Source organism: uncultured Microbulbifer sp., from assembly GCF_947489355.1.
GTDB lineage: Bacteria > Pseudomonadota > Gammaproteobacteria > Pseudomonadales > Cellvibrionaceae > Microbulbifer.
In genome coordinates this window covers 172,538-196,491 of sequence record NZ_CANLDD010000001.1, presented here as the reverse complement: position 1 = coordinate 196,491, position 23,954 = coordinate 172,538, and the positions used below count along the sequence as shown (strand labels likewise).

14 protein-coding genes are annotated in these 23,954 nt (G+C 52.4%); 11 read left to right on the top strand and 3 right to left on the bottom strand.

Annotation, left to right across the window (positions count from 1 at the left end):
• Window positions 1-42 precede the first annotated feature (42 nt).
• From tssM to tssH, 10 genes are all read left to right on the top strand, one after another.
• Window positions 43-3,582: a type VI secretion system membrane subunit TssM gene (gene tssM / locus Q1A48_RS00850; RefSeq protein WP_299939889.1), complete on the top strand. Its 3,540-nt coding sequence runs from the start codon at window positions 43-45 to the stop codon at window positions 3,580-3,582.
• Window positions 3,579-4,256, top strand: a complete 678-nt coding sequence (gene tagF, locus Q1A48_RS00845) for a type VI secretion system-associated protein TagF (RefSeq protein WP_299939886.1) — start codon at window positions 3,579-3,581, stop codon at window positions 4,254-4,256. Before tssM ends, tagF begins: the two co-directional genes overlap by 4 nt.
• A gap of 526 nt (window positions 4,257-4,782) precedes the next feature.
• Window positions 4,783-6,066 (top strand): type VI secretion system protein TssA, encoded by a 1,284-nt coding sequence (gene tssA, locus Q1A48_RS00840; RefSeq protein ID WP_299939884.1) that lies wholly within the window; start codon window positions 4,783-4,785, stop codon window positions 6,064-6,066.
• A gap of 42 nt (window positions 6,067-6,108) precedes the next feature.
• Entirely contained in the window at window positions 6,109-6,630 is a 522-nt protein-coding gene (gene tssB / locus Q1A48_RS00835; RefSeq protein WP_299939881.1) for a type VI secretion system contractile sheath small subunit, read from the top strand.
• The gene (gene tssC / locus Q1A48_RS00830; protein ID WP_299939878.1) at window positions 6,627-8,114 is read left to right on the top strand and encodes a type VI secretion system contractile sheath large subunit; all 1,488 of its coding nucleotides are present in this window, start codon (window positions 6,627-6,629) and stop codon (window positions 8,112-8,114) included. Before tssB ends, tssC (Q1A48_RS00830) begins: the two co-directional genes overlap by 4 nt.
• Window positions 8,115-8,217: 103 nt before the next feature.
• Window positions 8,218-9,732: a type VI secretion system contractile sheath large subunit gene (gene tssC / locus Q1A48_RS00825; protein ID WP_299939875.1), complete on the top strand. Its 1,515-nt coding sequence runs from the start codon at window positions 8,218-8,220 to the stop codon at window positions 9,730-9,732.
• A 4-nt stretch (window positions 9,733-9,736) separates the two neighbouring features.
• Window positions 9,737-10,210: a type VI secretion system baseplate subunit TssE gene (gene tssE / locus Q1A48_RS00820; protein ID WP_299939872.1), complete on the top strand. Its 474-nt coding sequence runs from the start codon at window positions 9,737-9,739 to the stop codon at window positions 10,208-10,210.
• Window positions 10,210-12,039, top strand: a complete 1,830-nt coding sequence (gene tssF / locus Q1A48_RS00815) for a type VI secretion system baseplate subunit TssF (RefSeq protein WP_299939870.1) — start codon at window positions 10,210-10,212, stop codon at window positions 12,037-12,039. The genes tssE and tssF overlap by 1 nt, the downstream gene beginning before the upstream one ends.
• The gene (gene tssG / locus Q1A48_RS00810) at window positions 12,003-13,151 is read left to right on the top strand and encodes a type VI secretion system baseplate subunit TssG (RefSeq protein WP_299939866.1); all 1,149 of its coding nucleotides are present in this window, start codon (window positions 12,003-12,005) and stop codon (window positions 13,149-13,151) included. Before tssF ends, tssG begins: the two co-directional genes overlap by 37 nt.
• Window positions 13,152-13,208: 57 nt before the next feature.
• Complete coding sequence (tssH, locus tag Q1A48_RS00805; protein WP_299939863.1) at window positions 13,209-15,836, top strand: type VI secretion system ATPase TssH; 2,628 nt, start codon at window positions 13,209-13,211, stop codon at window positions 15,834-15,836.
• 194 nt (window positions 15,837-16,030) lie between these two features.
• Here the strand turns inward: tssH and pepN are convergent, their stop codons facing one another.
• A complete protein-coding gene (gene pepN / locus Q1A48_RS00800) occupies window positions 16,031-18,733 on the bottom strand; it encodes an aminopeptidase N (RefSeq protein ID WP_299939860.1) in 2,703 nt (900 codons plus the stop codon).
• 866 nt (window positions 18,734-19,599) lie between these two features.
• On the opposite strand from pepN, the gene Q1A48_RS00795 reads away from it, so the two are divergent.
• The gene (locus Q1A48_RS00795) at window positions 19,600-21,132 is read left to right on the top strand and encodes a cryptochrome/photolyase family protein (protein ID WP_299939857.1); all 1,533 of its coding nucleotides are present in this window, start codon (window positions 19,600-19,602) and stop codon (window positions 21,130-21,132) included.
• 404 nt (window positions 21,133-21,536) lie between these two features.
• Here Q1A48_RS00795 and Q1A48_RS00790 read toward each other — a convergent pair whose 3' ends face one another.
• Together Q1A48_RS00790 and Q1A48_RS00785 are read right to left on the bottom strand one after the other, a co-directional pair.
• The gene (locus tag Q1A48_RS00790; protein WP_299939854.1) at window positions 21,537-22,133 is read right to left on the bottom strand and encodes an HdeD family acid-resistance protein; all 597 of its coding nucleotides are present in this window, start codon (window positions 22,131-22,133) and stop codon (window positions 21,537-21,539) included.
• 396 nt (window positions 22,134-22,529) lie between these two features.
• The gene (locus Q1A48_RS00785; RefSeq protein WP_299939851.1) at window positions 22,530-23,843 is read right to left on the bottom strand and encodes an aminotransferase class III-fold pyridoxal phosphate-dependent enzyme; all 1,314 of its coding nucleotides are present in this window, start codon (window positions 23,841-23,843) and stop codon (window positions 22,530-22,532) included.
• Window positions 23,844-23,954: the final 111 nt, after the last annotated feature.

Sequence of the window (23,954 nt, the reverse complement as noted above, 5' to 3'; positions counted from 1 at the left end):
ACAGAGCCGGTGCCGGCAGGGCCCCGGGAGATGGAGTTTTTCATGAAACGCTTGCGCGACTTTTTTACCAACAAATGGGTGGTCGGGCTGATAGGCCTTTTGGCCCTGTCCTTGCTGATTTGGTTTGGGGCGAACTACATCAAATTTGGTAGTGACAATGCCACGCTCCCCCCCACTATCCGCATCATTATCATCGTTTTTATTTTTGTACTCTGGTTGGTCTGGAACCTGAGTCAGTGGCTGGTGGAGCGGCGCCAGAACCAGGCGCTGATTCAGGGCATAGAGGCATCCCAGGAAGCGGCACAGGATCCCGATGAAGCCCATTCCCGCGAGGAACTCGATGCGCTTTCCGGGCGCTTTCGCGAGGCTATGGATGTCTTGCGCAATGCCCGCTTCAAGTCGGGAAAGGGCAAGGTATCCCTTTATCAACTGCCCTGGTATGTCATTCTCGGCCCTCCCGGTTGTGGCAAGACCACGGCACTGGTCAATTCCGGGTTGGAATTTCCCCTCGCCCAGAGCCACGGCAAGGGAGCCCTCGGCGGTGTCGGTGGTACGCGCAACTGTGACTGGTGGTTTACCAATGATGCGGTATTGATCGATACAGCGGGCCGCTACACCAGCCAGGACAGCCACCGGGTGTATGACAACACTGCCTGGAAGGCGTTCCTGGGGTTGCTGAAGCGCTACCGCCGCCGCCGCCCGATCAATGGCGCCCTGGTCGCAATTAGCCTGCAGGACCTGATGGTGCAAACTGAAGAGCAGCGGCAGCACCAGGCGAAAACCATCCGCCAGCGGGTGAATGAGCTGCAGCGGGAACTGGGAATCCGCTTTCCCATTTATCTCACCTTTACCAAGTGTGACCTGGTCGCAGGGTTCAGTGAATTTTTTGACAACCTCTCCCAGGCTGAACGCGAGCAGGTGTGGGGCCTCAGTTTCCCGCGTGAGGTCGATGCCGCTGCCGGTGCCCCACTGGATAATTTCAAGTCGGAGTTTGATCGGTTGATTGAGCGGCTCAACCAGCGCGTCCTGTGGCGGGTACACCAGGAGCGCAATATTGAGAAGCGTGCATTGCTTCAAGGCTTTCCCGCGCGGATAGAGAACCTGTCCGGCGTGCTCACCGAATTTGTTAAACAGGCTTTCGGGTCCAACCGCTATGAGACTGTGCCTATGGTGCGGGGGGTATACTTTACCAGCGGCACCCAGGAAGGCAGCCCGGTTGACCGTATGATGGCCTCGGTAACAGCGGACTTTGGCCTGGAGCGCAATGTCGGGCCCAGACACCAGGGGGTTGGAAAAAGCTTCTTTTTGCACCGGTTGCTGAAAGACGTTGTGTTTCCCGAGGCGGAACTGGTCGGCGTCAACCGCAAGATCGAAACGGCCACCCAATGGCTGCGCAGGGGCGTCTATGCTTCTTTGGCAACGGTTTTTGTCGGAGCCGTATTTCTCTGGAGCGGCAGTCTCGCCCAGAACAAACTGTCCATGGGGGAAGTGAGCGATCACCTTGCCGCTTACCAGCAGGCAGAAGGTGCACTGAAGGATACAAGGCCGTCATCGGTAAAGACACTCAACATGCTGGAGCCATTGCGGCAGGCCGGCGCGGTGTACGATCGAGATGAACACCCCTGGATTGGCAACCTGGGGCTCTATGACAAGCGGATTGAAAAGGGGGTGGACAATCTCTACCGGGGCAAACTCGAAGGTGTTTTTTTGCCGGCGTTGTTGCGGGATATTGAGAGCGACCTGAGCCGCCTTGGCAGCGATGACCCAGCGCTGGGGAATACCCTCAGGACTTACTTGATGTTCTTTAATGCCGACAGGATGGATATTGGCACCATAGAGAGCTATTACGCGGCGCGCTGGGAGCACCTGTTGCCGGGGAAGGCCCGGGAACAGGAGCATCTGCGCTACCATCTGGATCAATTGCTGGCGCAGCCTGTTCCCACCAGCGTGGAGCAAAACACACGGGTCGTAGCCCGCGCACGCCAACAGCTGCGACGCATACCCGTACCCCAACGGTTGTTTGCCCAGTTGCAAAATACTGACCTGGGGCAGGTCTCGGTGGATCTTTACCAGGAAATTGGCGGCGATACCCAGCAGCTCTTCGGGATGAATGCAAACGATTCCCGGTTTCGTATTCCTTTCCTCTACACCAAAGCGGGGTACAAGGAGCTGGAATTCGATGCGGATTCCCCGCTGATGACCAATATGGCGAAAGAGCGTTGGATTTACGGTGGTGATCTCAGTGGGGAGGACTTTACTGAGGCCGACCGGGAAAAGCTCGGCGAGGAGGTAAAGCGTATCTATCTGGGGGAATACCTGCAGCGCTGGCAGGCATTTCTGGGCGGATTCAACATTCGGCAATTCGAGAGTACTTCCCAGGCACTGGAAGTGCTGTCAAATCTGTCCGACCCGATTTATTCGCCGCTGCTTGCGGTTGCGGAAATTACCTCGGACAACACGCGCCTGACACCGCGCCCGGAGTTGTCCGTAGACGCCTCCGGGGTCGCTCTACCGGTCTCCAGTACCACCCGCAAGGTAGGTGGGGCCGCACTTGACAGTGCGGCGGGTGCTTTGCGGGATCAGTACAAACCCAATATCGTCGATTTGCACTTTGAGGAAGTTCAGCGCATTACCCAGAGTGAGAAGGGGCGGACGGCCAGGGTTCAGGAATACCTGCTGGCCATTCATCAAATTCAGGAATATCTGACCGAGATTGACAGCGCACCCGATGCTGATGAGGCCGCATTTGCACGGGCCAAGGCGCGCTTTGGTGGAGGTGGCGATGCCATCAAGCAGCTCAGAATTAAGGCCGCCAGTGCCCCGGCGCCATTCGACCAGTGGCTGACCGATATCGCCAACAGCACCTGGGGACTGGTGATGGCGAAGGCCAAGGCTCATCTCAACCAAGTGTGGAATGAACGGGTCTATCTCAGTTATGCCAACAGCTTGGCCGGACGCTACCCACTGAGTGGTGATCGCGACCGGGAAGTGCCGGTGATGGAGTTTAACCAGTTCTTTAAGCCAGGCGGCATTGAGCAGACGTTTGTGAACGAGTATTTGAAGCCGTTTGTCGATACCAGAAACTGGCGGATTAAGTCTGTCGAGGGTCAGGGTATGGGCCTGTCCCGGGAGGCGTTGTCGCAACTGCGGCGGGCGGAGCGCATCCGCAGGACGCTTTTTGCCGGGGGTGAAACCGCATCCTATGCATTCCGCATCGAGCCCACCAAGCTGGATTCCAGTGTGCGCCTGTTTGAACTGGAGCTGGGGGATCAGCGCGTTCCCTACTCCCACGGACCCAAGACCAGTAAGAAGCTCACCTGGCGCGGCGGGGAAAGCAACAGGGTCAGGATTATTTTTGAAGACCTGAATGAAACTGTGCATCGAAAACACTTTGAGGGGGATTGGGCGTGGTACCGCCTGTTGGCCAGTTCCGATCTGGTGGTTGGGCGCAGCAAAGCGGAACGCCTGGTAACTTTTTCTGAAGACGGTCGTAAGGCGCAGTTCAGGCTGATTGCCTCCAATGTCAACAACCCGTTTGATCGCAACCTGCTGCGCGGTTATCGATGTCCGGAGGCCCTGTGAGCGGTATCGGACTCTTTGGCAAACTGCCTGGACACGGCGACTTTATCCAGCGCCAGTTGCCCGGCAGTTTTGTCAAGGTGTGGGATGAATGGTTACAAAGCGCTGTACGCGGTTCCTGTGAAATCATGGGGGAGCAGTGGCTGGATTATTACCTGACGAGTCCAATCTGGCACTTCGCGCACGGCAAAGGGGTGATCGATGAAAGTCCCTGGGCGGGCATCCTGGTACCCAGCGTGGACAGTGTAGGTCGCTACTTTCCCTTAACCATTGCCACGGCGCTGCCGCCAACAGTGGATGCTTTTGCGTTTATGTCGGCCGCCAAACAGTGGTATCAGAGTCTCTCCGAGCTGGCGATCAGTGCCCTGCAAAACCGCTTGCACGCCGACCAGTTGTTTGCGGCGTTTGTCTCTGCCCCGGAAGGTATCGGTGTGGCCAGTGGGCCGGGTATGCAGTCCGATGTCTATATTGCCAGCGGCGATGTGGGTGGTGTTGAGAGTAGCTATGGGGGCTTGCTCGGGCAACTCTGCCGCCGGCATTTTTCCTGCTATAGCCTTTGGTGGTGTGAGGGATCTCAACACTTGGAGCCCACCAGCCTGCTGTGCCCGTCGCTGCCCACTCCGGAATCCTATTGCGCCATGTTGGGAGCCGGGGGCCGACTGCCGGCAAAGCAATAAAGCAATAGTATGTTTAACCTGCCAGTAAGCGGATTTGTCAGCTGTGGTAACGCATTGGAAAATTTGCAGGTGGTCATCTCGTATTGGGTTTTATACCCATGCTTACCAGTAGCAAAGTGGGCTGATACAGGATTTTCTCACGGGTATAGATCGGCGGAGTCCGTTCCACACCGGGTGATTAAACTGTGTATTTACAAGGCGCTGACCCTCCTTAACCCAGATGGGGCAGAGATGGCTGTGTAAAGGAAAAATCAAATCTATACAAATAGTGTTGGCTGAGAAAGTATTGACGGGAGCGGGTAAGTCGCCAGAAGAGGCAAAAAATCTGTAAATGCCCTGCTGATGACGTTATAAAAACCTTCTATTGCAAAAATATCAAAATTGTTTTGATTAATTTTTTGTGTTGAGCCCATTTTTTACAGTATCGTGGTTTGAAGATGCCATTTGCTTTGATTCGATATCTACAACGTGTACTCTTCCCAGAATCCTTACTTGAAGGAGTTGAGTCGATAGAAGGGGCTTTTCCATGGCATTCCCAAATACAGTAAATATAGAGGCACTTGTTGCTCCGGTTTCTTCAGATAAGCCTGTCGGTGAGGATATTCGAGAAGATCGTTCACCAACCTCAGATTATTATGCCATCAAGGATGCCCGCAATAGTGCCAGAGCCGCTGAGCGCTCGGCCATGTTCGATGATACGGACGCTGATCTGCTGGCGCCCTGGCGCGATGTGGCCAGGTTCGCAGAAAAAATCCTCATCGAGAAAAGCAAAGACCTGGAAGTTGCCAGTTGGTACACCGAAGCCCTGATCCGTTTGCACGGATTTAGCGGGCTGCGCGATGGCTTTCAGCTGATTGACCGGTTGCTTGAAGATTTTTGGGATGGTCTGTACCCGCTGCCGGACGAAGACGGTATTGAAACCAAAGTGGCACCACTGACCGGTCTCAATGGCGACGGTGGTGATGGCACATTGATGATGCCAATTCGCAGCGCCGCTATTACACCGGAAGGCGATTGCAGTGAATTCTCATTCTTTCAGTACCAGCAGGCGCGGGATGCAGACAGAATTGCGGATGAGGATGCGAAAACGGCACGCATTGAGACCCTGGGCTACAGCCTGGAAGCGGTCAACCTGTGTGTGAACAGTGCGAGTGACGACTGGGCCCAGAACCTTATTGAAACAATAGAAACCGCCCTGAGCCATTTCGGCAATATGAACAATGCACTGCGAGCGCGGTGTGGGCACGAGGCACCACCGTCAACAAATATTTCCTCTCTGTTGGATGAGGTATTGCGCACTGCACGCTTTATTTACAAAATCCAGCTGCAATCCATCGCACAGTCCGAAGCGGTCGCGCAGAATGATGCTCCATCCAGTGAAACTGGGTCTGATATGCCCGTCGAGACTGGGGTGGCTGACAACAGACTCTCAGTGCCCGCAGGGCCTGTGTCCTCGCGAGAGGACGCACTTGGGTTGCTGGAGCAGGCCGCGAAGTACTTCCGTACCTATGAGCCGCACACACCTTTGGCGCCGAGCCTGGAAAGATTGATTGGCTGGGGACGTATGACGGTTTCTGAATTGATGGCGGAGCTGCTCCCAGATGAGCAGGCACGTGTGCTTTACTCCCAGTTAACCGGTGTGCGTCTCGACGGAACCGATAGTCAGCGCTACGTGGCGCCACCGCTAACCAGTAACAGTCGTTCCTCAGCACCAGCAGCCCCCGAACCGGTGCCAGCGGCCTCTGGGCCGGTGTCCGCTTCCGATGATGGTTGGGGGCAACCGCAAGAAGAAACCAGCACAGGCTGGTAGTTAATTGACAATAGTCCCTAAAGCTAGGAAAGGAGACCTGAGATGTCCGAGAGCATCCACAATAAACTCAAGCGTGTGCGCAAACCCCGTGTGCATATTACCTACGATGTAGAGACCAATGGCGCTGAAGTCAAAAAGGAACTTCCTTTTGTGGCGGGCGTCATGGGCGATTATTCGGGGGATAACGCTGAAAATCGCAGGGTATTGAAAGATCGCAAATTTGTGCAAATAGATCGCGATAACTTCAATGATGTAATGACCAAAGTGAATCCGAAGTTGAATCTGCAGGTGGAAAACACGCTATCCGGAGATGGCAGCAAGATGGCTGTTGATCTCGACTTCAAACACATGGATGACTTTTCTCCTGAGCAAATCGTTGAGCAGGTTGAACCACTGAAGCAGCTTCTCGAAGCGCGCAGCAAATTGCGTGATCTCCTCAGCAAGGCCGATCGTTCAGAAGAACTTGAAAAGGTGTTGGAGGATATCCTGAAGAGCACGGAAAACGTCGGTGCTATTTCCGAGCAACTAGGCTTAAACGGGGATAAGGGAGAGGACTCAGAATGAGTACAGAAGTAGAAAATATTGCGGAAAGCGAGGCCGAGGAGCAATCGGCTGGCCTGCTGGAGCAGGCGATCGCGGCAACCAAGCAAACAGAGCCGCAGGAGGCCCAGGATCTGATTGCGAACCTCACCGAGCAGGTGTTAAAAGGCACCGTGACCTGGGACCGCAACCTGACCCAAACGATTAAGAAAGCGGTCAGTGCACTGGATACCGCAATGTCCAGACAACTGTCCGCGATTCTGCGCGATTCCAAATTCCAAAAATTGGAGGGTTCATGGAGAGGGCTCAACCACCTTGTTATGAACAGCGAGACCGGCGCGACCATGAAAATACGCATGCTCAACCTGAGTAAGCGCGAATTGTTCCGCGATCTGGACAAGGCTGTTGAATTTGACCAGAGTCAGACTTTCAAGAAAATTTACGAAGAAGAGTTTGGCACTGCAGGGGGAGAGCCCTATGGCTGCATGATCGGCGATTTTGAGTTTACCAGCCACCCGGAAGATATCGAGCTTTTGAGCAAAATGTCTAACGTTGCCGCAGCGGGCTTTTGCCCATTTATCGCGGCTGCAGGCGCGGGCATGTTTGGCTTTGATGATTATACCGAACTGTCCAAGCCACGAGATCTCGGTGGTATATTCGAATCCGCCGAATATATCAAGTGGCGCAGTTTCCGCGACAGTGACGACTCCCGATTTGTCACTTTGGTAATGCCGCGTACACTGGCCCGCACTCCATACGGAGCCAATACCAAACCGATCGAAGCGTTTAACTTCGAGGAGTTTGAAGTAGACGAGTCCGGTGTTTCTCGCTCGGCAGAGCACAATCAGTACTGCTGGATGAATGCTTCTTACGTTATGGGTACCACCATGACCAAGGCGTTTGCTGAAAACTCTTGGTGTACAGCAATCCGCGGTGCCGAGGGTGGTGGTAAGGTCGAAGGGTTGCCTTCTCATGTGTTCAAGAGCGATGATGGCGATCTGGATCAAAAGTGCCCCACCGAAATCGGTATCACTGATCGCCGTGAAGCGGAGTTGAGTGCACAAGGCTTTCTGCCCCTGTGTCACTACAAAAATACCGACTACTCTGTCTTCTTTGGCTCCCAGAGTGCGCAAAAACCCAACACCTATGATGATCCGGATGCAACATCGAACGCAGCCATCTCCGCGCGACTTCCCTACCTGATGGCCACTTCCCGTATCGCCCACTACCTGAAGGTCATGGCGCGGGATAAAGTGGGTTCATTTATGGAAGCCAGTGACTGCGAACGCTGGTTGAATAAGTGGATTATCCAATACACCAACTCCAACCCGGATGCGAGCCCGGAAATGAAGGCGAAGTACCCGCTTTCCGAAGCCCGGGTAGAGGTCAAGGAAATTCCGGGACAACCGGGTTGCTATAGTGCCGTGGCTTACCTGAAGCCCTGGTTGCAGATGGAAGAGTTGACTACGTCCATGCGCATGGTGGCGAATATCCCTTCTGCCGGATAATGCCCAGGTCCGCCGGACAAAGGCGGGCCATGTTATCAAAAGGTCTTGTCCTGGGCCGGGATTCTATCGAGTCTCTCAAAAATACTACTTGTGGGAGTGTCCGGTGTCTCGTACGACAGCCCGCCCGATAGCGGAAGATCACATAGAAATACTATCGGAAAAATTGGCCAGGGGGGAACAGACTGAACTTCGGAATTTTTTACAGGAACCGGATACCCTGTTTGCTTTTGAATATTGGTTGAGCGAGATCTGTCCCTGCCCTAAAGAAAAAAGCTTTTCTGTTCGCCAGTATCTCAATCGTATGATCGTGGAGCTGGACGAGCTGATTTGTAACCAGGTTAACCGGATAATACACCATCGCCGCTTTCAGCGACTGGAGGCCAGTTGGCGCGGCCTATCCATGTTGGTTTTCAATACGCCCCATTCGGACAATATCAAGATAAAGTTGCTGGATGTGAACTGGAGGGATCTCAGCAAGGATGTGGAGCGGGCCTCGGATTTTGATCAGTCCGGTCTTTTCCACCTTGTATATAATGAGGAATTCGGTACTCCGGGCGGAGAACCTTTTGGCCTTTTACTGGGGGATTACTATATTTCCCACCGCCCTTTGCCGGAACATCCGTACGATGATGTCTTTACCCTCCAAGGAATAGCGCATACAGCGGCCGCCGCATTTGCCCCTTTTGTCTGTGCGGCCAGCCCGCAACTGTTCGGTGTGGATCACTTTGATGACCTGGCAAAGCCCATCCGGTTTTCTGAAGTTTTTCGTCAGGGTGAATATATCCGCTGGAACAGTCTTCGCGAGTTGGAAGACAGCCGTTTTATCGCAGTGACTCTGCCACAGGTGTTGATGCGGAAACCCTATAGTGTTGATTTTTCACTATACCGTGGCTTGCGGTTTGAAGAGCAGGTTGCGGCATTGCATAGCCGGCACTACTTGTGGGGCAATGCCTGCTTTGCCCTGGGTGCGGTATTGCTGCGGGAATTCAGTGAGGTCGGCTGGTTTTCCCATATTCGTGGCGTTGCCCGAGACCACTTGGGCGGTGGACTGATGACCCAGTTACCGGTTGTGCCTTACAAGCCCGACAGTCGCCCGGGCACGGTGCGTATGTCCACCTCCATTCTGGTTACCGATTTTGTCGAACGGGATCTCTCTGAGTTGGGTTTTGTTTGTCTGAGCCATTGTTACGATACGCCCTATTGTGCCTTTAACAGTGTTCCCTCGCTGCAAAAAGCCAAGCAGTATACTTCCAAGGCCGCCACTGCAAATGCCAGGATCAGTTCAATGTTGCAGCAGATACTCTGTGCATCGCGTTTTGCCCATTACATCAAGGTAATGATCCGGGACAAAGTGGGCGCTTATATGAATGCGGCGGATTGCGAGCGCCAATTGCAGCATTGGCTGGATCGCTATACAACTGGGCGGGACGACCTTTCCTGGGAAATGCTCGCGCGCTACCCGCTGCGTGAAGCCCGGGTCAGGGTGGCCGATGAACCGGGTAAAGCCGGTAGCTATCAAAGCGTGATTCACTTGAAGAGCCACTATACCGTCGATCATCTTGTATCAGAGTTGAAACTGACCACAGCGCTGGCAACGATTGGGGTGGGAGCTGCCTAGTTCGATGGCAAAAGAAAAGCGTCTGCTGGCACCGATTTTGGATCGACTGCTGGAATCCTCGAGCAAACTGGATATGCACCAGTCACACCAAATATTGCGGCAGTTGCGTGAAGGCGTGCGGCGGGATCTCGAGTATTTATTTAATACGCGCTACCGCTGTATTTCTGCAGCAGATAGCCTGACGCACCTGCAGGGCTCCAATATTAATTACGGCCTGCCGGATTTATCCACGATTAATCTATCTTCTCTGGGTAGCAGAAAACTGTTCTGTCGTGATATTGAGAAAACCATTGTGCACTTTGAGCCGAGGATTCGCTCTGTCAAGGTGACGACACAGGAAAAGATAGATATGGAAGACCCGAGTATACGGTTTCGTGTCGAAGCGGTGCTATATGTCAACCCGGCCTCGGAGGTCATTGTTTTTGATTCCGCCCTGAATCCCGTGACCCAAATGGTCGACGTGTCCGAGATTATATAATGAGTGAACGTTTAATCGATCTCTACGAGCGCGAGTTGGCCTTTATCCAGCAGACAGCCGCTGAATTTGCCCGCATGCACCCCGCAGCGGCCTCCAGGTTACAACTGGATACGGAGACTGTAGATGATCCCTTGGTGGGGCGTCTGCTATCGGGCTTTGCCTACATGAATGCGAGGGTTCAGCAAAAACTCAGTGACGACTTTCCGGAACTGACAGATGCTATGCTGGAAACCCTCTATCCACACTATTTGCGCCCGATTCCCTCCTGCGCCATTGTGCAGTTTGAGCCAGATGAGGATCTAGACGCCATAACGCCGGTGGAGGCCAGGACACTTTTGGAAAGCGAGCCCTTTCAGGGGCAGGTCTGCCGGTTTACCACCTGCTACCCCGTGGAAATAAGCCCGTTCCAGCCGGTAAGTGTCAGCTTAATGCCCAGGCCTTTTATTGCACCTGGCTGTAATGATGTCCAGGGCGCCAATGCGGTTCTCAAGTTAACCTTAAAAACCCTGAGTCCGGATTTGAGCTTTGCAGAAATGAAGCCGGGATGTTTGCGTTTCTTCCTGCGGGGGCAGCCTACACATGTTTACAGCTTGTATGACTTGCTGTTGACAAAGTGTGTAAAACTGGTAGTGGCGCACGGTGAGACTGATCCCAAGCCGACTTTTCTATCCCCGGATGAGATCGGGCAAGTGGGACTGGATGAGGATCAGGGTCTACTGCCGTATCCCGACACAGCATTTATTGGCTATCGCCTGCTCACCGAGTATTTTGCCTTTCCGGAAAAATTTCTGTTCCTGGATATCAAAAACCTCCAAAGGGCAATCAACGAGAGTTTTGAAGACTCCCTCACGCTCTATTTTTACCTCTCGGAAACTCACGAAGAATTAGAAAAACAATTGGTCCCAGGTATGTTTGCACTCGGCTGTACGCCGGTGGTGAATCTGTTCACACAAAGTGCAGACCCTATTCCGCTAAGCCACGCGCAGTATCATTATCAAATAGTACCCGATGCCCGCCGAAACGATGGATTGGAAATTTACTCTATCGATGAGGTTACCGCAACGGATGGAAATGGGGAGGCGACCAGGTATCGACCATTTTATGGCATAAAACACAGTCAACACCATGCGCAACAGTCTGCTTTCTGGTTTAGCCGACGGCGTGAGGTTATTGAAGGGGAGCATCGTAATGAGTATGCCTCCGAAGTCGATATTAGCTTGGTGGACCTGAATTTTAACCCGCACCGGATTAGTGATCAGACACTGGATATCAAGTTAACCTGCTGCAACAGGAATCTTCCCAAAAAGCTCCCCAGCGGGAATGCGCAACCTTACCTGGAAGTGGTAGATGGGGATCTACCGGCAAGCCGCATTAGCTGTGTTATCGCACCGAGTGCGACACTGCGGCCGCCGAGGCGGGAGCGGGGCTATTGGCGACTCATTTCTCACTTGAACTTGAATCATCTGTCTCTTTGCGGAACCCAGGGTTGTGATGCTCTCAAGGAGATATTCAGACTATATGACTTTCGTGATTCTGCGAGTATAAGGAACTTGATAGAGTCACTATTAAGGCTGAATACCAAACCAGTCACCGCTCCAATTCAGATAGATCAGAGCATTGTACTCTGTCGGGGTACCGAGGTTGAAATTGAGCTGGATTCAATGATGCTGACAGGAACCAGCCCGGTCTTGTTTGCCAGTATTATCGAACGCTTCCTTGGCCTCTATTGTTCCATTAACTCTTTTACAAAATTAATTGCCACAATAAACGGCAGAGATGGAGAACTGAAGAGATGGCCACCTCGTGCCGGAGAAAAAGCGTTACTGTAATAGAGCGGCTGAGTCGAGAGCCCTATAGCTTTGACTTCTACCAGGCTGTACGTCTTGTAGAGCGGGCTGTAACTATGGCCGATGATGATTTCTGTAACGCAGCCATTGCCGGTGCGGCACCGCCCTCCAAAGAGTTTATTCGTTTTAGTGCCCAGTGTGGACTTTCTTTTGTCGGTTCAGATGTACTGAGCCTGGAGAGGAAGCCGGTTGACGAAAGTGACCTTCAGGACAACCTGTCGAACCAGTGGCAGATGGAAGTGGGGTTTACCGGGCTGATTGGCAGTCAGGGTGTTATGCCCTACTATCTTACGGAGCTTGTGCAGAAGGAACTCCGGGAAAATAACACCGCCCTGCGGGATTTTCTCAACCTGTTCAATCACCGTCATATCTCGCTACTTTATCAAGCCTGGTCCAAATACCAACTACCGGTAAACTATGAACGGCAGCGATTGCGCAATGAAAGGGAACCGGACCTCTTCACTCAGGGTATAGCCGCTTTGGCCGGGTTGGGCACCAGCGAAATGCGTTACCGTATACCCGTACCCGATGAGGCTCTTCTGGGCATGGCAGGCCACTTCAGCCAAGCGCGTTGTTCTGTTGCTGCGCTGACCAGTATGATTAAAAATTACTTTGGCCTGTCTGTCACTATTGAGCAGTTTCAAGGTCAATGGGATGCGCTGCCAAGAGATATTCTGTGTCGTTTACCCTGCATAAGCGCGCCTGATGGAGTAAATAATTGCCTGGGGAAAAACACCATTCTCGGTACGCACTGCTTCCAGGCACAAAATAAATTTCAGGTGGTTATTGAGCCAATGGCGTATGAGCAGTTTATGACCATCGCCCCCGGCACCCAAGAGCTGGAGGCGCTAAAGGCATTTATCAAATTCAGTGCGGGAATCGAACTGGATTTTGAACTCTTAGTCACCCTACCTACAGATCAGGTACCACCGGCACAGCTAAACAGGAAACCTGAACATGCTCCCCTGCTGGGCTGGAATACCCATATGGTCAGTGACCAGGAAACTGTCGAACTCGTAGAAATCACGTTGAGTGCCGAAAACATATCCCCGGATGAAGCTTTACCCACTGCAGAATATTTACTTACCCATTAATTTTAAAAGGAATTTTAGACCGTGATACATATCGACCTTAAACGGTTAGTGGATAACATGACACCATATATGCGCGATTCCCTTGAAGGCGCTGCCGGACTGTGCCTTGCACAAAATCAATACAATGTAGAGCTTGAGCACTGGATGCTGAAGCTTTTGGATCAGTCTGATACGGATCTCTACCTGTTGTTAAAAAAGCATGGCGTTATTCCGGAAAAGTTAGCCAAGCAGTTGGCAACTGCCATTGCAGAGTTTCGCACTGGCAGCAGTCGCCCCCCGGCATTGTCGCCGACTATTGTGGAAGTCACTAAAAATGCCTGGATGCTCGCCTCTATTGACTATGGGTATCACGCTATTGGCTCGGGACATTTGCTGGCCGCCCAGATGTTGGAGGAAACTTCTCGAAGGCAGTTACTTGAATCCTGCCCGGAACTCAAAAGCATCGCGCCCGAGTCTCTTCGAGAAACAGCGCGAGTCATGTTTGGCCAAAGTGGCGAATCCAGCCATATAGTAGCGGGCGTGACAACGGATGGGGGCATTACTGCAGCGGCCGTGGTGGCGAGCAAAGCACCGGCGCTGGATAAATACACCATTAATTTGACCGAAAGGGCCAAACAAGGGGAAGTCGATCCGGTCCTTGGCCGGGATGAGGAAATCCGCCAGTGTATTGATATTTTGACACGCCGCCGACAGAACAATCCGATATTGACCGGTGAGGCTGGTGTGGGTAAAACCGCAGTGGTTGAGGGTTTTGCCCTGCGAATTGCCAACGGCGATGTACCCGCACCGCTCAGGGGGGTGGCGGTGCGCACTCTGGATCTCGGTCTCTTACAGGCCGGAGCCAGTGTCAAAGGTGAGTTCGAAAACCGCCTGAAGTCTGTGATTGAAGAGGTTCGTGCTTCGGCAACGCCGATCATTTTGTTTATCGATGAAGCCCATACCATGATAGGTGCAGGTGGGAAAGAGGGACAGGGGGATGCGGCCAACCTGTTAAAGCCGGCTTTGGCCAGAGGAGAACTCCGAACACTTGCGGCGACCACCTGGGCGGAATATAAAAAGTATTTCGAACGCGACCCCGCACTGACCAGGCGCTTCCAGGTTGTGAAAGTAGAGGAGCCTGGCGAAGGGGATGCCATTGATATGATGCGCGGTATTGCCACCAGCTTGGAGCAGCATCACAATGTGCGTATCCTGGATGAAGCTATTATCGCTTCTGTCAAACTATCACACCGCTATATTCCCGGACGTCAGCTACCGGATAAATCTGTCAGCCTGTTGGATACCGCCTGTGCCCGGGTTGCGCTAAGTCAGTCTTCTACACCTGGCTCTATTGAAGATGCACGCAATACGATCGACCGCACTGAAACAACCCTGAGCAAGCTGGAGCGTGAAAACGCAGCTCTGGGAGGATATGAAGAGCAGTTGGCCGAGCTGAGCGCACTTAAGGAAACGGAACAACAGCGTTTGATTTCTCTGGATCAGCAGCTGGTCAAAGAGCGTGAACTGGTCGGGAAAATCCAGGACCTACGCGATCAGGTTGACTCAGAGTTTATGAATATCCAGAGCAGTGATGGAGCACCGGATACCGCTACACTGGCAGATTGTCAGCATCAGCTTAAATCTCTCACTACGGACCTGTTGGATGTTCAGGGCAATACCCCTTTGATACAGCCCGCTGTGGATGAGCAAGCCATTGCTGCGGTGGTTGCCAACTGGACGGGAATTCCGCTTGGCAAGATGGTTAGCGATGAGATCATCGCGGTGAAGACTCTGGCCGAGCGCTTAAACAAACGCATTATCGGGCAGCCTCATGCGATTGAAGCGATAGCGCAATCCATTCACACCGCTCGCGCCGGTCTCACCGATCCCCGCAAGCCTGTGGGCGTATTTATGTTCTGTGGAACCAGCGGTGTAGGTAAAACCGAGACCGCACTGGCCCTGGCAGATGAGCTCTTTGGCGGTGAGCAGAATGTCACAACCATTAATATGGCCGAGTTTAAAGAAGAGCATAAGGTTTCCATGCTACTCGGCTCTCCCCCCGGATATGTTGGATACGGCGAGGGTGGTGCTTTGACCGAAGCTGCACGGCGCAAGCCTTATTCGGTCATTTTATTAGATGAGATGGAGAAAGCGCATCCCGGTGTGCAGGATATTTTCTACAATCTGTTTGATAAAGGCATCATAAAAGATGGTGAAGGCCGGGATATCGATTTCAAGAATACCGTTATTATCATGACCTCCAATGCCGGTGAAGAAGCGATCAGGGCCATCTTTAACCAGGTAGAGGAAAGGCCGGAGCCGGATGTGTTACTGGATAATATCCGCTCTCATCTTTTACAGAAATTCAAGCCGGCATTTCTCGGTCGTTCCAATGTGATTGCCTATTATCCTCTGGACGATGAGAATTTGATGACCATCTGCAAACTCCATCTAGGCAAGATCGGCAAACGCATAGGGGAGCATTATGGTGCTTCCTTTTCGTTTGATGAGGATGTGCTGATCAATATCGTCGCCCGGTGTCATGAGACTGATACGGGTGCGCGTAATATCGAGATTATTCTCAACAGGACCCTGCTGCCTGAATTAGCCAGTGTGTGTCTGGATAAAATGGCGAAAGGCGAAACGGTCAAAGCCATTAAGGTATCGGGGAGCGCATCCGGCGATTTATCCTACAAAGTAGATTAAAAATCACAGGTGCAGCCGTGAGAGAGTGTAGTTAAGCACTCAGCCTGGCCTTAGATGGGTCTTTCTACAACCCATTTTGCGAACACTATAGGAATACTAAAAATACTGTTGTGCAGTGGCTTATCTATTGAGCGGCCCCACCACCGGCCTGCGGCCGGTGGTGGGGTCTTTCCGGGTACCACTAGCCCGGCAGTCTATTTTTTGATCTGGATGCTGTTTTGTGCCAATACCTCCCCCATGGCAATGCAGCGACCGCTTGAGTAAAGATGATTTTTAAGCGCTTTCACCAGCATCGGTTTGAGTTGCTGTTTTTCTGCCAGTGTGTCTTTGATTTTCTGTGCATCCTTTTGGTTGCACATCAACGGAAAGATACTCGCATAGGTGCTGATTAACTCCGGAGAATCCTCGGCGTTGATTTGACTCAGGGTTGCAAAAATACGCTCGCTGTTGGTATTAAAAAGCCCGATTTGTTCGGAAGGAAACATTGAGTAGGCGGCCTCCCGGAGTTCACTCAGTTTGAATTTATCGCGATGCATACTCAGGTTGTCCAGCCACTTTTGTTTACTTTCCGGCAGAGGGCGTACGGCTTCAGCAGCGATGGCATTGAGTTTTGCGCGATCAGAGTTATCCGCTTGTAACTCGCGCTCAATAGCTTGTTCGTAGTCGGAATATAAATACCGATTTTGCAGAGTGATCAGGTCCCAGCGCATATCCGGGTCCAATTTCAGACCACCAACAGTCAGCTCGCCTAACAACATCTGTCTGGCGTGGGAGAGGGCACGGGTGGAGTGGGCTACATCGGTAAAGGCCCTGAACCAGGTTTTCTGTCTGTCACTACCTGCAGGAGACTGCTGCAACTGTGTCCAGACGAAGTTTTCGATGGCCAGCTGCAGCTCATCCCGGCGCACATTTTCGATAGGGATTTGATTCAGGTAACCATAGGCAAAGCCCAGGTTGCGGGCATTCAAGCGAACCGCATTGATGTCCTGCTCAGCGGCGCCGTTGCTGAGAAGAAAACTGATATATTTGTCCAGGGGCAGTTTTGCATCATAAGTACTGTCAAACAGACTTTGCCACAACATCAAGCGGATAAAGGGCGGTTCGATATCGTTAATGTGTTTTGACATATTCTCGACGGACACCGGATCCAGATTAACCTTGGCAAACGCCCAGTCTCCTTCGTTGGGATAGAGAATCTCGGGGCAGGGAAGGCCTACGGCCTCCTTTACCTTGGTTATAGCGCCACTGTATAGCACAGGCAGGGTTGCCACCTGTTTCATACTTTCGCTTTCCATGCGGTAGAAGCCGAGTTGTGTGCGTTGTGTCCGCAGGGTTGGATACTCCTTGGGTGCAGTCTGTTTCAGGGTCAGGCCGGTAATTTGATCCTTTTGACACTGAAAGCTGGCCTCAATCGTGTTCAGGCCGGCTTTGTAGAGCCATTGTTGTTGCCACTGGTCCAAATCCATCCCGGCGGCCACACCCAGGTGGCCCATAAAGTCATCCAGGGTCGAGTTGCGGTAGGACAGTGCTTTCAGGTAGTTGCTGACCCCCTTTCGAAACGCCTCCTTGCCCAGGTAGTAGGGAAGCTGTTTGAGTATGGAGCCGCCTTTGCCGTAAGTAATTCCATCAAAATTAGCGAAAGCCTCATCGGTATTTTTGACCGGCAATTGAATGGCATGGGTAGTGGGGCGCTGGTCTGCGTTATAGGCCCACTGTTTGGTGCCCAGATAAAAATTCTCCCAGGTATTGGTAAATTCACTATTTTCGGCCAGGGACAGATTGGCCATATAGGTGGCGAAACTTTCGTTCAACCACAGATCATCCCACCAGTTCATGGTCACCAGATCACCAAACCACTGATGGGCCATCTCATGGGCAATCACATTGGCAAGACGCATTCTCTGTGCTTGAGTTTTTTCACCACGGGAAACGTAACTATCGTTAAAAGTCACTGACCCCACATTTTCCATGGCACCGGCATTGAAATCAGGTACCAGGATTTGGTCATATTTTTTGAAAGGATAGTCAATTTCAAAATAGGGCTGAAAAAACGCAAAAGACTGTTTGGTGAAGGTGAACCAGTCGTCGGGCTTGACATACTGTGCCAGGCTTTGGCGAGCCATCAGCCGCAGGGGAATGCCGTCGGCCTCATCTTCCCAGATATGATAAGGGCCGGCGTGAAGGGAGAAAATATAGGATGAAAACTTCTGGCTTTGTGGGAAGAACCAGTGACGCAGCTCCCCCTTTTTTTCTACACGGCTTTCTCGCTCAGCACTAATCACTATCCAGTCTTTGGGGGCAATAACATCCAGGGTATAATGCGCTTTTAGATTTGGCTGGTCGAAATGCGGGAACAGGCGGTTGGCATCGTAGGGCTCGAAGTCCGTATACATATAGACTTTACCATCTTTGGGATCTTCAAAGCGATGGAGCCCGGAGCCGTTTTTGGAGTAGGGGTGCTGGAAGTGCACCGTGATAGCATGCTGTAGATTGGGGAGGTGTTGTGCGGCAATCGTGATAAAGTGGTCGTTGTATTCGACGGGAATATCCCGTCCGTCCACGGCGACAGATTCTACCGTGCCCCCGGCGAAATCGATAGTCAGTGGTTGTTGCAGGGTATGCTGGAATGTCGTATCGGCAGTGACGGTGCCGGAAAAGCTATCGCTATTCCTGTCTAAATTGGCACTGAGCTGGTAGTCCACCTGGGCCACCTGCCGCTTGCGCAATTTGGCATACTTTTCAGAAAGTCCCGGTATTGCGGCTCTGGTTGGGATTGTTGCAGCTGCATCGGGGACGGATTTTGGTGTGCCGGAAACCTGGCTGCAGGCGGCCAGGATGGCACCGCAAATCAGGGTGACGGCAAGCCCAGGTGCCGCCAGTTTGCTCTTGTGGATCATATTTTCCTCTCCGTTCTGGATATTTTTTGTTTATTTTTGATTGCTAATATTCATGCAGTAGGCCCTGTTGCCCTGTTAATGAATAACGGCGACATTGAGGAACCAGGAATGCGGTGATCGACCCCACCCATGGAGAAGGTGGGTAGCTTCGTAAAACCAATAAGCTGCCAAAAGGGGATTCTACCCGATGGCTAGCGGGTAGGTTCATTATCGAGCGGGATTATACGTTGAAATGCCGAGTCTGTGCGATGCGCTTCGTGAGCGCTTTCAAGGACTATCGACCCATCCTGTAATGGTGTCGGCGTACCTAACACAATCCGGCCCGGATAGGGTTGTGTGTACGATACCGACTACAGGACCTATCGGTAGCAGTGTCCACAGTGGCCAGAGTCGGGATAACGTTGCCCACTCATCATGGTAATAATGGACCGTCACGGGCCATTTTCACTGGCTGGAGAGCGTTTTGGTGCTGGGATGTAGTCGATACTTCACGCCTGCGTCTGGGGGAGGCCGGAAAGTGGAAATAGTGTTTCTGCTATATAGAAACCAGAACACCTTGTTTAGTCCACACAGAGCAAAGCCACACGTCGGCACCCATCTCACTGGATGATGGAGTACATCTGGCAGCGGCATTGGCAGCCATCCGTGGTGTCCAGTCACGGAATCTGCTACTACTGAACGAATCAGGCCGCTCTCCGCCCCTGGGTTCCCACCAACCACCTGGAGAGGACCGGGGGGCTAGCCACGCAATCCCATGGGCGGTGTGTTTTGGCACTGTATTTTTTTGCGATGAAAGTGGTCTATGGCCGGCCCGGGCTATAACGGCTGAGGAAAGAATCGGCGCCATAGCCGAAAGGATGCCCTTTGTGAAAACCCTGCGACTGATTCTCGGCGATCAACTAAATCACAAGCACTCCTGGTACCGTGAAAACAGTGACGAGGTACTCTACTTTATCGCCGAAATGCGTCAGGAAACGGATTATACAGTCCATCATATCCAAAAAATAGTGGCCTTTTTTGAGGCCATGGGCCAGTTTGCCAATTGGTTGGAATCCCATGGGAAGCAGGTTATTTACTACCGCCTGGATAATAGGGAAAACCAGCAAAACCTTGCGGCAAATATCAAGCAACTGATAAAACGTTTTGCTATTCAGAAGTTTGAATACCAGCTCCCGGATGAGTATCGCCTGGACAAACAATTGAAAATACTCACCCGGGAACTGGAAATAGAGTGCTGTGCCTACGACACGGAGCACTTCTTTACCAGCAGAGAGGCGTTGTCGAATTTTTTCCGTGGTAAAAAAACTCTGCTCATGGAAAATTTCTATCGTCATATGCGCAAAAAGCACGATATCCTGATGTCTCAACAAGACAAACCGGAAGGCGGTAAATGGAATTACGACCAGAGCAACCGCAACAAGTGGAAGGGCGACTTGGTGGTGCCCGGACAATGCCGGTTTCGCAAGGAGGTTGGTCATACCCTAGCCCGTATCCGACAAGCGGGCGTAAAAACCATAGGCGATATAAATCCAGAGGGTTTTTCATGGCCGGGAGACCGAAAAGACAGCTTGAAAATGCTGCAACACTTTTGCAAACACCTGTTGCCACACTTCGGTGACTTTCAGGATGCCATGGACCCAGAGGAAACCTGCCTGTTCCACAGCCGGCTCAGCTTTTCCCTCAACTGTAAGCTGCTGAGTCCACGGGAGGTGATAGATGCCGCAATCCATCGATGGCGGAAAAGCCAACGGACTATTTCTATCAGCCAGGTTGAGGGGTTTATCCGGCAGATATTGGGATGGCGGGAATATATGCGTGGTATTTATTGGCGAGAGATGCCCGGATACTCGCACTGCAATGTATTGCAAAACAGAAACCGACTACCGAAATGGTATTGGACGGCGGATACTGAAATGAACTGCCTGTACCACACAATCAAAAACAGCTTGGAGCACAGCTATGCACATCATATCCAGCGTTTGATGATAACGGGGAACTTTGCACTTCTCATACAGACACATCCGGATCAGATTGATGCCTGGTATTTGGGAATCTATATTGATGCGGTGCAGTGGGTGGAAATGCCAAATACACGGGGGATGAGTCAATTTGCCGATGGCGGAATGATCGCCACTAAACCCTACGTCAGTAGCGGAGCCTATATTAACAAAATGAGTAACTACTGCGGGGATTGCAAGTATAATGTCAATAAAAAAACGGGTGAAGGAGCCTGTCCATTTAATTATCTTTACTGGAATTTCCTGATGGAAAAGTATGACTATTTTAAAGGTAATCCCAGAATGGCCATGGCACTCAACATGTTAGATAAAAAACCAAAAAAAGAACGGCAGGGCATACACCGCCAGGCCAATGCCTTTATTCGATCAATGAGTCAGTGAGTTCTGGTGTTTTTATTAATAAGTCCTCCAGTTTCCCGAAAGTGGCAACAGGCAAATTGAGGTTGCCCGCGTAATACCATATAGATAGTTTTACTGCCGGGTCGGAAGGAAAGAATATCCCCCTCCCAGGACGCACTGTGAATACACTCCTGTGCGCTCGCAATCGCTATTTATACCTCATACAACCCTGAGAGAGGCATATTCTTTCCTCCTGCCTTACCAGCAGGTCGCAGAGAGTCTCGGCCAGGAGGAACATATGCCTACCTGGCGAATAACACAAGGGGTGCGCCGCTGATCGCTACTAACCATGCCATGGGCTAAGGGCAACTTTGCGAAGCTGCCCGGTATTCTCGGACGATAGCCGATTAAGTCATAAGCCCCCAGGTTGATCGCGGAGAGAATAGTCAGTCTCCCGAAGATACCAACGCACCCTTCTGGTGCTTGCGCAGGCGAAATGCCAGCCAGATCATGGGCAGACCGAAAATGATCGCGTAGGCTCCGATCACCCATACCAATGCAAGGGCTCCGGCACCGGGGCTTACCAGTATGGCAATACCGAAAATGACCGAGAGTATGCCGATTGCAATCAGCAGCCACTCGTTGTCAATCTCCTTGCGCAGGCGAATCGCCCCGACAATTTCAAAAATGCCCCGCACCAGCGCCCAGGCACCAATAAAAATCACCAGCACCAGGGCGGTAACCTGTGGATAAAGGAAAGTAAAGATTCCGGCAGCCAGACTGATTAGCCCGGATACAATCAGCCACCATAAGGGCGAGGATTTGTGCCGCCCTAGAACGGCTGCAACCAGGGAAAAAATACCATCCAACAGGGCGTAAATGCCGAATAGCAAAACCAAGGTGAGCAGGGTAAGGCCCGGCCAGATAAATGTGAGTAAACCAAAAATAACCGCGACGATTCCCCGTAGCAGTAGCAGCCACCAATTGGCAGAAAGTGCCGGTAAAATTCGACTCGCAGGAAAAGAAGAAGGATCAGTGGACATAAAGTAATACCCAGATGACGTCTTTTCTTCAGTTTAAGTGTTGCCGGGTATAAATAACCAGTTTTTTGGGAAATTTTCCCAGACAGATAACGAAAAAGTGGGGAAGTGGAAGGAGGCGGCCCACGAGCGCGACCCGACAGTCGACTCTGCAAAGACCGGGATCGCGCCGCGGGCCGCTATTTCCAGTGTAGCTGCAACTGGCGAATTGGGTTTTAGGATGCAAGTCAGCGCTTTTGCCGCTTCGCGGAGGTTGTTAAATTGTGGACAATTCCTGAATTTTTGTCAGTGTCTCAAGAGCGGCGCGGATAGGTTTTCCACAACCGGTTTGATCACTCGGTGAATAAGAGCGGAGTTTGCCCAGCCCGGAGGCTGGGCAAAACGTCCGGCTTTTGAGCATCAGGTAAGCGTGTTGATCACGCTGCGCAGCTTGTCAACAACTGCGTCGATCTGGTGTTTTTCGATAATCAGCGGTGGCGACATACACAGGGCGTCGCCGATACCGCGAGCCATCACGCCCGCCTCCCAGGCCATGCCGGAGACTTTGGCACCGAATTTACCACTGAGCTTTTCCGGTGCGCGCAGCTCAATCGCACCCACCAGGCCGTAATTGCGCACATCAATCACAGTGTGCCCGTCTGCCAGGCTGTGCAGGGCGTCTTCCCAGTACTGGGCGATCTCGCCGGATGCGCGGGTGAGCAGACCCTCTCGCTCGTAGATATCCAAAGTCGCCATACCCGCGGCACAGGCCACCGGGTGTGCAGAGTAAGTGTAGCCGTGGAAGAATTCGACCATACCTTCCGCAGCGGCATCCATGATGGTGTTGTGTATCCCCTCTTGCACGAATACCGCACTTAGGGGCACCGCTGCATTGGTAATACCCTTGGCCGAAGTGATCATATCCGGGGTGACACCAAACTCGATGGCACCGAACGCGGAGCCGGTGCGGCCCCAGCCCGAAATCACTTCGTCGAAAATCAGCAACAGGTCGTGCTTGTCGCAGATCGCGCGCAGGCGCTGCAGGTAGCCTTTTGGTGGTAACACCACACCGCCGGCTCCGGCAAAGGGCTCTACAATGACCGCGGCGATCTGGTCCGCACCGTGGAAATTCACCAGGCGCTCCAGGTCTTCCGCCAGTTCCACGCCGTGCTCCGGCAGACCCCGGCTAAACGCATTGCGCTTGATATCCAGTGTGTGGCGCAGGTGGTTGGCTTTGACTGGCTGGCCAAAGCTCTGGTAATTCGGGGCAATACCGCCCACGGAAATACCGCCAAAATTCACCCCGTGGTAGCCTTTCTCACGGCCGATAAACATGGTGCGGGTGCCCTTGCCGCGCGCGCGCTGGTATTGCAGGGCAATTTTCAGTGCGGTCTCCACCGCCTCGGAACCGGAGTTGCCGAAGAACACGCGGTTAAGGCCATCGGGTGTATGTTGCACCAGGCGGTTGGCGTATTCGAAACCCAATTCGTGGCCGAAGTTAAAGATGGAACTGTAGTCAAGGGTTTTCGCCTGTTTGTAGATCGCATCGGCGATCTCCGTGCGGCCGTGACCGGCGTTGCTGCACCAGAGGCCCGCAGTGGCGTCGATAATCTGGCGCCCACCCTTTTCAGTGAGGTAAATGCCCTCTGCGCGCTCCACAATCCGCGGGGCGGACTTAAAGGCGCGATTGGGTGTAAAAGGCATCCAGAACGCGTTGGTTTGCAATTCAGACATAGACAATATCTCCGCAGATTCCCTGAAATTTCAATGTGTATCGGTGCGGGGGCTACGGGCTCCCGGTTCTTGATTCAGGCGCTTTTCACCGGTATGGACAAGCACAAGGCG

What these genes read in the sequence shown, in the direction of transcription:
- tssM (WP_299939889.1), top strand. Translation starts at nt 43, where the DNA reads ATGAAACGCTTGCGCGACTTTTTTACCAACAAATGGGTGGTCGGGCTG.
- tssA (WP_299939884.1), top strand. Translation starts at nt 4,783, where the DNA reads ATGGCATTCCCAAATACAGTAAATATAGAGGCACTTGTTGCTCCGGTT.
- tssB (WP_299939881.1), top strand. Translation starts at nt 6,109, where the DNA reads ATGTCCGAGAGCATCCACAATAAACTCAAGCGTGTGCGCAAACCCCGT.
- tssC (WP_299939878.1), top strand. Translation starts at nt 6,627, where the DNA reads ATGAGTACAGAAGTAGAAAATATTGCGGAAAGCGAGGCCGAGGAGCAA.
- tssE (WP_299939872.1), top strand. Translation starts at nt 9,737, where the DNA reads ATGGCAAAAGAAAAGCGTCTGCTGGCACCGATTTTGGATCGACTGCTG.
- tssF (WP_299939870.1), top strand. Translation starts at nt 10,210, where the DNA reads ATGAGTGAACGTTTAATCGATCTCTACGAGCGCGAGTTGGCCTTTATC.
- tssG (WP_299939866.1), top strand. Translation starts at nt 12,003, where the DNA reads ATGGCCACCTCGTGCCGGAGAAAAAGCGTTACTGTAATAGAGCGGCTG.
- tssH (WP_299939863.1), top strand. Translation starts at nt 13,209, where the DNA reads ATGACACCATATATGCGCGATTCCCTTGAAGGCGCTGCCGGACTGTGC.
- pepN (WP_299939860.1), bottom strand. Translation starts at nt 18,733, where the DNA reads ATGATCCACAAGAGCAAACTGGCGGCACCTGGGCTTGCCGTCACCCTG.
- Q1A48_RS00790 (WP_299939854.1), bottom strand. Translation starts at nt 22,133, where the DNA reads ATGTCCACTGATCCTTCTTCTTTTCCTGCGAGTCGAATTTTACCGGCA.
- Q1A48_RS00785 (WP_299939851.1), bottom strand. Translation starts at nt 23,843, where the DNA reads ATGTCTGAATTGCAAACCAACGCGTTCTGGATGCCTTTTACACCCAAT.